Annotated in this window: 9 protein-coding genes; all 9 read left to right on the forward strand. The window is 43.6% G+C overall.

Annotation, left to right across the window (positions count from 1 at the left end):
- Positions 1-1,332 (forward strand): BglG family transcription antiterminator (locus VK080_RS10135; RefSeq protein WP_324224655.1); only part of this gene is annotated, 1,332 nt, incomplete at its 5' end.
- A gap of 96 nt (positions 1,333-1,428) precedes the next feature.
- A complete protein-coding gene (locus VK080_RS10140) occupies positions 1,429-3,420 on the forward strand; it encodes a fructose-specific PTS transporter subunit EIIC (RefSeq protein WP_324224656.1) in 1,992 nt (663 codons plus the stop codon).
- 341 nt (positions 3,421-3,761) lie between these two features.
- Positions 3,762-4,718 (forward strand): mannose-6-phosphate isomerase, class I, encoded by a 957-nt coding sequence (gene manA / locus VK080_RS10145; protein WP_324224657.1) that lies wholly within the window; start codon positions 3,762-3,764, stop codon positions 4,716-4,718.
- 247 nt (positions 4,719-4,965) lie between these two features.
- On the forward strand, positions 4,966-5,274 hold the full coding sequence (locus VK080_RS10150; protein ID WP_324224658.1) for a PTS sugar transporter subunit IIB: 309 nt from the start codon (positions 4,966-4,968) through the stop codon (positions 5,272-5,274).
- Positions 5,275-5,300: 26 nt separating this feature from the next.
- Positions 5,301-6,596 carry a PTS cellobiose transporter subunit IIC gene (gene celB, locus VK080_RS10155; RefSeq protein ID WP_324224659.1) on the forward strand — a complete coding sequence of 432 codons (1,296 nt, stop codon included), beginning with the start codon at positions 5,301-5,303 and terminating at the stop codon, positions 6,594-6,596.
- An 83-nt stretch (positions 6,597-6,679) separates the two neighbouring features.
- Positions 6,680-6,991, forward strand: a complete 312-nt coding sequence (locus VK080_RS10160) for a PTS lactose/cellobiose transporter subunit IIA (protein ID WP_324224660.1) — start codon at positions 6,680-6,682, stop codon at positions 6,989-6,991.
- A gap of 16 nt (positions 6,992-7,007) precedes the next feature.
- Positions 7,008-8,396, forward strand: a complete 1,389-nt coding sequence (locus tag VK080_RS10165) for a glycoside hydrolase family 1 protein (protein ID WP_324224661.1) — start codon at positions 7,008-7,010, stop codon at positions 8,394-8,396.
- A 20-nt stretch (positions 8,397-8,416) separates the two neighbouring features.
- Positions 8,417-9,739, forward strand: coding sequence for a 6-phospho-beta-glucosidase (locus VK080_RS10170; protein ID WP_324224662.1), 1,323 nt, complete (start codon positions 8,417-8,419; stop codon positions 9,737-9,739).
- 48 nt (positions 9,740-9,787) lie between these two features.
- On the forward strand, positions 9,788-11,154 hold a 1,367-nt coding region (locus VK080_RS10175), incomplete at its 3' end, for a transcription antiterminator (protein ID WP_324224663.1).

Consider the following 11,154-nt stretch of genomic DNA (forward strand, 5'->3'; position numbering starts at 1 on the left):
CAGGCGCATTATCCTGTTAATTTGACGGATGGCGAATTTGAAAGCCTGCTGATCCACGCCTTAGTTATGATTAAACGTACCCGTCAGCGCTCCCCGATTTTGCTAGGTAAGTCAGATGATGACAGCAGTGTAAAGCTAGATACTTATCATATGACAGCATGGCTTTTGAAGCGGATGGAAGAAGCAATGAGTCTGTCGTTTCCGGAAGATGAGTATGTTTATTTTACGTGGCATCTGGAAAGCTGCCGAACTGCACACACTGGACTGGCGGGAAAAGCTGATGGTCTAGTGGCCGATGTTGTCAGGCAGATGACATCACAGCTAAGACGTATGACGATGATCAGGTTTGAGGATGACAAAGTATTGACAGATGGTCTCGAGACTCACCTCGCTTCAGCCTTACATCGCATCAGGTATGGGCTTACCATCAGAAATCCAATGCTTTCAGACATTAAAAAGAAATATGCCTATATGTTCAGTATGGTGGTTCTGGCTGTCGAAAAGATCAATGAAGCATATGATCTAAATATTCCCGAAGATGAAGCGGCTTATCTTGTTCTGCATTTTCAAGCCTCCATTGAACGCATGCAGAAGGAAAGATTACCGGTTAAACGGGCTGTGATCGTTTGTGATCTTGGAGTCGGGATGTCTCATCTGCTGCAGGCAAAACTGGAACAGTCCTACCGGGGCATTGAAATCCTTGCGAGTATCGGTGAAAAAGACCTCCCAGCGTTTCTGGAAAAACATGATACGGATATGATTATTGCCACAACGGATATTAACAGTTCCAATGTTCCGGTGATTGTTGTGTCACCGCTTCTTGAATCTGATGATAAAGAGCGGCTGGAGCATTTTTTGCAATCATTCGGTCAGGAAGAAACAAATGAGGAAGAGATGATGACTACTCTCAAGCAGCTCGTGGACCCGGATACCATCTATCTGGGAATGAATTTGGAACACCGGTTTGAAATCGTTGAAATGCTGGCAAATACTCTTGTTCAAAAAGGATATGCTGAACAAAGGTTTGTCCACAGTGCGATGCTAAGAGAAAGGGCATCAGCAACGGCTATCGGCGGGGGACTTGCCATTCCGCACGCTGAACCGGATTTCGTGAAGGAGTCAGTAGTATCCCTGGCAGTGCTGCGAAACCCGATACAGTGGGGGAGTGAAATGGTCTCCGTCGTCTTTCTCCTGGCAATTGCCAAAGACGATCAGGAAATGACAAAATCACTCATGCAGACGATCGCATCCATCAGTCAAAATCCCGCGATCGTGGAAAAACTGAACGAAGCGGGAAGCATACCTGATATTCTGACAGTATTCGAGCAATAATTCATTTTTTTCCGGTATTCCGGTAAAAATGAATTATTTTTTTGGCTTGGAATCGCTTTATAATAAAGGCAGAACAAAAAAAGGGAGGTAACTGCTATGCGACTATTAGCTGTAACCGCGTGTCCGGTCGGCATCGCCCATACGTACATGGCTGCTGAGAATCTGCAAAAAGCGGCTGATGATATGGGTGTGGATATGAAAGTTGAGACACAAGGTTCGATTGGCGCTGAAAACGAGCTCACAGAAAAAGATATTGAAGAAGCAGATGGCATTATTATTGCCAGTGATAAAGATATTTCCAAAGAACGTTTTGCCGGGAAGAAGCTGCTTGTGGTCGGTGTTCAGGAAGGCATACGCAACCCTGAACAATTGATCAAACGGGTGCAAAGCGATGATGTACCGGTTTATCAATCTGAGTTGAAGTCAGCAGAGCAGGTTAAAAAAGAGCGTAAAGACAAGGAAAATCCGATCTATCGTCACTTGATGAATGGTGTCTCATACATGATTCCGTTTATCGTCGTCGGTGGTTTGCTGATTGCGATCTCGTTGGCGATTGGCGGTGAACAGACGCCCGGAGGTATTGTCATCCCGGAGGATTCATTCTGGAAACAAATTGAAAACATCGGCAATGCCTCGTTCAGTTTCATGGTGCCGATTTTGGCCGGGTTCATAGCTGTCAGTATAGCTGACCGTCCTGGTCTGGTTCCGGGGATGATTGGCGGCTATATTGCCAATACTGGAAGCTTTTATGGAAGTGAAGCTGGTGCGGGATTTATTGGCGGTATTCTTGCTGGTTTTCTTGCCGGTTATGTTGTTCTTGCCATTAAGAAGATAAAAGTACCGCAAGCCGTGCAGCCAGTTATGCCGATTATTTTTATCCCGATTATAGCATCGCTCGTAGTTGGTGTCCTGTTCATAACAGTTATTGGTGCGCCGGTGGCAAGTATTTTTGCGTCACTGACAACATGGCTTGAAGGGATGCAAGGTGCAAGTTCAATTGTTCTGGCATTAATACTTGGTGCAATGATTGCCGTCGACATGGGCGGACCGTTCAATAAAGTGGCGTTTTTGTTTGGTTCCGCAATGATTGCTGAGGGTAACTATGAAATTATGGGACCGATTGCTGTTGCCATTTGTATTCCGCCGCTTGGTATGGGGCTTGCCACCTTTTTGAACAAACGCAAGTACCAGCCGGCTGAAAAGGAAACCGGAAAAGCATCTTTCACGATGGGGTTATTCGGTATTACAGAAGGGGCAATTCCGTTTGCTGCACAGGATCCGCTTCGTGTTATCCCTAGTATTATGGTCGGTTCGATAACCGGATCGGTGATCGCCATGCTTGGCAATGTCGGTGACCGTGTCGCACACGGCGGCCCGATTGTTGCTGTTCTCGGTGCGGTGGATAATGTGCTGATGTTCTTCATCGCAGCGATTATCGGTACGATTGTAACAGCTGTCATGATCAATCTGTTGAAGAAAGATGTTATGCCCGCTTCTGCTGCTGCGACATCTGAGGGAGTGGAAGTAACGGCGAATGAAACTGATGGTATGACGTATGCTTCTGAACAAACAAATGAGGATCAACAGGCTGATGAAGCAGATCAAGAACCAATGGAAGATAATGTCGTGATTAATAAACTGACGGATATCCTAAACCGGGATTTAATGACCATGAATGTATCAGGTTCAACAAAGGAAGAAGTGGTCGATGAGTTTGTTCAAATGCTGGATGCTAATCATTGTATTGCTTCCACAGAAACCGTCAAACAAGCAATTTTCGATCGTGAAAAGGAAAGCACAACAGGTCTTGGCATGAATATCGCCATTCCGCATGCGAAGTCGGCTGCAGTTAAGAAACCAGCTGTCGTTTTCGGAATAAGTCAAGATGGTATCGACTGGCAGAGCCTTGACGGATCTCGTGCGAAGTTAATTTTCATGATTGTGATACCAGAAGAAAAAGAAGGGAACGATCATCTGAAAATCCTGCAAATGCTCTCTCGTAAGCTGATGGATGATTCATTCCGGGAGCAATTGCTGAACGCCGAAACAAAAGAAGAAGCATACAAACTGCTTGATATGATTCAGTAGGGGACAGAGGGACAGGCGGACTCTGTTCCTCTTCAGTTTTTATTTAGCAGGTTGAACACGTGATTCCAGGCATGTTCTTCGCCGGTTGTATGTATGGCGGGCTTGAAACCAAAATCAAGATATAAATGGATCGCTGCCAGACTGCGGACCTGTGTTTTTAATTAAGCTTTATGATGATACCGTTTAAGCAAACAGAGGGGCTCTGCGATCAGTGGTCTGCCGGGTTTATGGCTTTGAACACAGGGATAACTTATTGTGATAGGCTTAAATAGCACAGGTGTGCAAGCGAATTCTTTGCTATAATGATTGACATATTTGAAATTCGGACAGGAGGAGCAATAATGTACAACGAACCGATTTTCTTACGGCCCGTCTTTAAGGAAAAGATCTGGGGCGGAAAAAAATTAAGAACTGTTTATAATTATGATATCCCATCAGAGCAAACGGGGGAAGCCTGGGTGATTTCGGCTCACCCGAATGGACCAAGCGTGATTGAAAACGGACCGTTAAAGGGGCAGACATTGGCGGAAGCCTGGGAATCCCATGGCGAACTCTTCAATAAATCAGTGGATAATAACGAAGCATATCCACTACTTGTCAAAATTTTGGATGCAAATGACGATTTGTCAGTACAAGTGCATCCGGATGATACGTTTGCCCATGAAGTGGAAGGTGTTCCATATGGAAAAACTGAATGCTGGTATGTATTGGACGCGGAACCAGGTTCGGAACTTATCCTAGGCCATAACGCTGAAACAAAACAAGAACTTGAGCAGATGATGGCGAACGGTGAATGGGACAAGCTACTGCGGCGAATTAAAGTACAACCCGGGGATTTTGTTTATGTACCAAGTGGAACCATTCATGCAATCGGCAAGGGGATTGTTATTCTGGAAACCCAGCAGAGTTCGGATATGACCTACCGTGTTTATGATTACGATCGGACGGACGCAGATGGAAACCAACGGGAATTGCATCTGGAGAAAGCTGCAGCAGTGACAACTGTTCCGCATCAGATTCCAGAATTCAATCAGGAAGAATCTGTTTCAGTTGATTTGAACAAGAGAAAGCTCGTGCAAAACGATTATTTTGGTGTAAGTCTATGGAGGTTGAACGGCCATGTAGAACAGACAATGAAAGCTGATTTTCTACAGGTCAGTGTGATTAAAGGTGATGGAGTGCTTTCCTTGGGGGAAAAACGGTTTGCAATTGAGAAAGGTATGCACTTTATATTGCCGCATGGAATCAGAAAATTTGAGCTTTCAGGTGAGGCTGAGTTTGTAGTGTCGTGGGTTTAAAGCATATCTAGAGGGAAAAACTGCCACGTCAGTTGATGAGCGAAAAAATATATCAGGAATCTGCCGCAATTGCCTGCCATTGCGGCTTTATTTATGCGTATAAAAAATGAGTTTTTGGGAGTTTTAGCTTGATTAGATAGTAAAGCTTTCCTATATAAGGCGGAAAATTGTTGTATCTAAATGAAAGCGTTTTTATTTTATAATAAAAGTAACTTCAAGATAAACAAGCCTAAGGGGAGGAACGAATATGAAGCGTATTTTATTAGCATGTTCATCAGGAATGTCTACAAGTCTATTAGTCAAGAAAATGGAGGAGGAAGCAAAAAACCGGGGAATTGAAGTGAAGATTTGGGCGGTTGCACAGGATAAAGCTGTCCAGGAACTGGGAAATGCAGATGTACTGCTTATCGGCCCGCAGATGCGGTTTATGAAGAAGAAGTATTCCAAAACAGCGGAAGAGTTAGGAACACCACTTGATGTTATCGATCCCGTGGCTTATGGACGTGTTGATGGGAAGGCTGTTTTGGAACACGCACTCAAATTGATTGACGGCTGATCACTTTATAAAGGGGGAGCGTCATAATGAATAAATTCATGGAAATGCTGGAAAATATTTTGATGCCCATAGCAGATAAATTGAATAATAATCGTTATTTAACCGCATTACGTGATGGTTTTATGATTGCATTACCATTAATTATTTTCGGTTCTATATTTGTTGTTCTTGCTAATCTGCCATTTTTGGATAAGCTGATTGGCGAAGAAGCTTTTGCAGCCTATCAAAGTGCACTTGGGCCTGCATCAGCTGCAACGCTTAGTATTATGGGAGCTTTTGTCATCATTGGTATTGGTACGAAATTAACACAGTCGTATGACATAGAAGGTATCTATGGTGGTGTGGCAGCATTTGCAGCGTTTCTGATTCTGACACCGCAGACCTTGGAAGGTGTTTCGGGTGTCATTCCGACGTCGGTACTTGGTGCAGAAGGTATGTTCCTTGGTATTTTTACGGCATTCATTGCTGCCGAGCTTTACCGGTTTTTTGTCCAGAAAAATTGGACGATTAAGATGCCGGCGGGTGTACCAGAAGCGGTATCACGATCATTTAGTGCTTTGATACCGATTACGCTGACGCTCAGTGTATTTTTGGTGGTTCGCATTATTTTCAGTTATACACCATTTGATACGGTTCAGAACTTTATTTATACCATTATTCAAGAGCCATTGACTGCATTGGGAAGCGGACTGCCGGCAACCATTGTAGCAGTACTCCTGATACAGTTGTTTTGGTTCTTTGGACTTCACGGGCAAATCATCATCAACTCAGTGTTTGATCCAATTTGGTACGCTTTAAACGACGAGAACTTGCAGGCGTTCCAGGCAGGCGGTGAATTGCCGAATATTGTTACCAAACAGTTTATTGATACGTTCCTTGTCGGCATGGGCGGATCAGGTATGACACTTGCAGTCGTTATTGGTATATTCCTGATTGGACGGAGCCGGCAGTTGAAAGAGCTGGGCAAGCTAGGTGGGCCTCCGGGTATCTTTAATGTGAACGAACCAATTATTTTCGGGCTCCCGATTATCATGAACCCGTTGGCATTAATCCCATGGTTATTGGCTCCGGTTGTTGTCACGTTTATAACATACTTTGCAATGGCAACAGGAATGGTACCGAAACCGGCCGGGATCATCGTGCCATGGACGACACCGGTTGGACTGAGTGGATTTTTGGCGACAGGGAATGCCTGGCAGGGCGCCGTCTTACAGTTCTTTAATATGGCAGTCGTATTCCTGATATGGTGGCCATTTCTGAAAATTCTCGATAAAAGTTACTATGAATCTGAGAAAAAAGGGAAAAACGATCAAGCAAGTTAAGCAATATAACTAATGGCCTTGTTTTTTGGCGAGGCCATTATCTTCATGACAGGTAAAACTATCTTCCTCAGAGGTGAATAGATGTGGCAACACAAAATATAACTGAAACAGCTTTTCAAATTATTTTATATGCGGGCAACGGCAAATCTAATGCAATGGAAGCCGTACAGGAAGCGAAAGAAGGAAATTTTGCAAAGTCGGATGAACTGATGGAAGCGGCCAGTGAAGAGCTCAACAAAGCACATGATTTTCAAACAAAATTACTTCAGGACGAGGCCAATGGCGAAGAGTCTCCACTAAATCTGATGCTTGTCCATTCCCAGGATCATCTTATGACTTCCATGACAGTCAGGGATCTCGCAGTAGAACTAGTTGAAATCTATCGAAACAAATAGAAAGGTGGTAATAATATTGACACTGACTTATAAATTTCCGGAAGGTTTCTGGTGGGGAAGTGCGACGTCTGCCACACAAATTGAAGGTGCTGCTCATGAGGGCGGCAAAGGCAAAAATATATGGGATTACTGGTATGAAACCGAGTCCAATCGATTTTTTGATAATGTCGGACCGGAAACGACGTCGGATTTTTATCATCGCTATAAAGAAGATATACAACGAATGAAGGCAATCGGCCATAACACATTCCGCTTCTCGATTTCCTGGGCGAGACTGATATCCGGTGGACGCGGGGAGGTCAATCCAGAAGCAGTGGCCTTTTATAACAATGTCATTGACGAACTGCTGGCGAATGATATTGAGCCGTTTGTCAATCTGTTCCATTTTGATATGCCTTTAGAATTGCAGGATGAAGGTGGCTGGGAAAGCAGAGAAGTTGTCGAAGCGTATGCTCGGTATGCGGATGAATGCTTCCGGTTGTTCGGTGACCGTGTCAAAAAATGGTTCACGTTCAATGAGCCGATTGTGCCAGTGGAAGGTGGTTATTTATACGATTTTCACTACCCGAACATTGTGGATGCCAAGCGCGCCTTCCAGGTTGCCTACAATACGATGATTGCCCATGCAAAGGCAGTTGAAGTTTTCCGGAAACATGACGTGCATGATGGCCAAATCGGGATTATCCTTAATCTGACACCGTCCTACCCGAGGAGCCAGAATCCAGCTGACTTAAGGGCATCCCGGATTGCCGATTTATTTTTCAACCGGAGTTTTCTGGATCCGGCTGTTTTGGGAGAATACCCGCGTGAATTGATTAATCTTTTAAAGGAACATGGACAATTGCCGAAAACGGAGAAAGGCGATTCAGATCTATTGAAAGCCAATACGGCGGATATACTGGGAGTCAACTACTACCAACCACGCCGTGTCAAAGCTAAAGAAAATCTGCCGAATCCTTATGGACCGTTCATGCCGGACTGGTTTTTCGATATGTATGAGATGCCGGGCCGAAAAATGAATCCATACCGCGGCTGGGAAATTTATGAAAAAGGTGTCTATGACATTATGGTAAATCTAAAAGAAAACTATGGTAATATCCCATCATTCATTTCCGAAAATGGTATGGGTGTTCAAAATGAAGAACGGTTCATCGAAAATGGTGAAATTCAGGACGATTACCGGATTGAATTTATTCGGGAACATCTTAAATGGCTGCATAAAGCAATTCAGGAAGGCTGTAATGCGAAAGGCTACCATCTATGGTCGTTTATGGATAACTGGTCATGGATGAATGCATACAAAAACCGTTATGGCTTTTTCTCAGTCGATTTAGAAACAAAAGAACGAACTGCTAAGAAAAGTGCATATTGGTTTAAATCCGTTTCCGAGAATAATGGATTTTAATCAGAAAGGCGGCGAAAAATATGAACGGTATTAAAATTGTAACGATTGGAGGCGGCTCCAGTTATACGCCGGAACTGGTCGAAGGATTTATCAATCGGTATGATGAACTGCCTGTACGGGAGTTATGGCTCGTTGATATCCCTGAAGGCCAAGAAAAACTGGAAATTGTCGGGGCACTTGCCAAACGAATGGTTGAAAAAGCAGGGGTGCCGATTGATATTCATCTGTCGCTGGATCGGCGCGAGGCCTTGCCGGGAGCCGATTTCGTCACGACACAGATTCGGGTAGGTCAGCTGGATGCACGTGCTAAAGATGAAGCCATTCCGTTGAAATATGGTGTGATCGGTCAGGAAACCAATGGACCTGGCGGGCTGTTTAAAGGTTTGCGAACGATTCCGGTTATTTTAGATATTTGCCGGGATATGGAAAAGCTCTGTCCTGGTGCATGGCTGATCAACTTTTCCAACCCGGCCGGTATGGTGACAGAAGCGGTATTGCGTTACAGCAACATTTCGAACACTGTCGGTTTATGCAATGTACCTGTTGGAATGCGAATGGGTGTTGCGGAGATGCTCGGTGTCGATGCAGAGCGCATCCAAATTGATTTTGCCGGTTTAAACCATATGGTGTATGGGTTGAACGTTTATTTGGATGGGAATAATATAACCCAGGATGTACTGGATAAACTGGTAAATGGCAGCGGATTGACCATGAAAAACATTGTCGATCTTGGCTGGGAAAAAGACTTCATTAAAGGATTAGAGGCTTTGCCATGTCCGTATCACCGTTATTATTATCAAACAAGTAAAATGCTGGAAGAAGAACAAAAAGATTTTGCGGAAAAAGGATCGCGTGCACAAGTCGTACAACAGCTTGAAAAAGATTTGTTTGAACTGTATAAAGATCCGGATCTTTCTGTGAAACCGGAGCAGCTGGAAGAACGGGGTGGTGCATACTACAGTGACGCGGCCTGCAGTTTAATCAATTCCATTTATAATGATAAACATGATATTCAACCAGTGAATACAAGAAACAATGGGGCGATTGCAAGTATTCCGGATGACTCAGCAGTTGAAATCAATTGTGTGATTACAAAAGACGGTCCGAAACCGATTGCTGTGGGGGACTTGCCGGTTGCCGTCAGAGGGCTTGTCCAACAAATTAAATCATTTGAACGCATAAGTGCAGAAGCAGCCGTTACAGGAGACTATCATAAGGCGATGCTGGCAATGACCATTAATCCTTTGGTTCCGTCAGATACGGTTGCGAAAGAAATTTTAGATGACATGATGGCGGCCCATCGCAATTATTTACCGCAATTTTTTAATCGAATTGCCCCATAAGATAGCTCCGGGACAAGAACGTTTCGGAGGATAAGGAGAAGAAAGAAGATGCTGAACACCAGAATGAAACATATCTTACGGGAACTGATGGCATCGGAATCGCCGCTAACAGGAGCTTATCTGGCCAGTGTCAATCAGGTTACAGCACGGACGACAAGAAATGATGTTAAGAATCTAAATAAAATTGTTTCGGAATATGGTGCACAAATCCATACTGTTATGGGAAAAGGCTATCAGCTGAAAGTTATCGACGACCATAAATTTCGCCGTTTTCTTAGGGAGAATTTAAGTGAGGAAGAGGCTATTGACAATCTTGTCCCCAGTCTGCCTGAAGAACGAACGGCTTATCTGATTAAACGTTTTTTACTGAGTAATGGCTATTTAAAACTGGATGATTTAGCTGATGAAATTTATGTCAGCAGATCAACCATCCAAAATGATTTAAAGAATGTGAAAAAAGTGCTGGATCATTATGATATTCACTTGGAATCCAAACCTAACCATGGTTTAAAGGCGGTTGGCGATGAGCTGAAACTCAGGTTTTGCATGGCTGAATATATTTTTGACCGGAGTGAGGAAATAAGTGACAAGCTGCCGGATGAACTTTTTTCTTCTTTTCCTAAAAAAGATATGGATGCTGTACTTGAAATCATTGTAGATGAAATCAAAGTATATGACATTACATTATCGGATATTGCAATCAATAATCTTCTGATCCATATTGTTATCGCCTATAAACGAATTAAGGAAGGTCATCATGTCTCGCTGTATCATACGGATTTTAAGGAAATTGCCGAACAGCGTGAATTTCAAGTGGCTGAACGTATCGTGAAAAAGGTCGAGCGTACATTAGACGTAAGATTTCCGGAAGAAGAGGTTGCTTACGTCGCGATTCATTTATTAGGAACGAAAATGGTGTCAGTACCCGGGACGAGTTATGAAAAAAGCGTTGATCGTCTAATTAATCCGGATACCTATCAGCTGGTAGATGCAATGCTTGAGAAAATAGAAGAAAAAATGAATTTGAAAATCAATCGTGATCAGGAATTGATGGTTGCTCTCGGTTTGCACTTGAGACCTGCTATTAACCGTTATAAATATGGGATGAATATCCGAAATCCGATGCTTGAAGATATCAAACGGAATTATCCATTGGCGTATGAGGCTGGAATCATAGCCGCACTGGCGATTGAAGAACATACCGGTTCAGAAATCAATGAAAATGAAATCGGTTATTTAGCTTTGCATATTGGCGCTGCTATGGAACGGCGCAAAATGAAGAAAGAACCAAAGCGATGTCTGATTGTCTGTGCATCCGGGCTGGGCAGTGCCCGGCTGCTTTACTATCGGATTAAGTCAAAATTTGAAGGCAAACTGGAAGTCCTCGGAACGACCGAATATTATAAACTGAACCA

Source organism: Lentibacillus sp. (assembly GCF_035301925.1).
GTDB lineage: Bacteria > Bacillota > Bacilli > Bacillales > Amphibacillaceae > Lentibacillus.

Excerpts from the sequence above, each read along its gene's own strand:
- VK080_RS10140 (WP_324224656.1), top strand. The coding sequence starts at position 1,429 with ATGCGACTATTAGCTGTAACCGCGTGTCCGGTCGGCATCGCCCATACG.
- manA (WP_324224657.1), top strand. The coding sequence starts at position 3,762 with ATGTACAACGAACCGATTTTCTTACGGCCCGTCTTTAAGGAAAAGATC.
- VK080_RS10150 (WP_324224658.1), top strand. The coding sequence starts at position 4,966 with ATGAAGCGTATTTTATTAGCATGTTCATCAGGAATGTCTACAAGTCTA.
- celB (WP_324224659.1), top strand. The coding sequence starts at position 5,301 with ATGAATAAATTCATGGAAATGCTGGAAAATATTTTGATGCCCATAGCA.
- VK080_RS10170 (WP_324224662.1), top strand. The coding sequence starts at position 8,417 with ATGAACGGTATTAAAATTGTAACGATTGGAGGCGGCTCCAGTTATACG.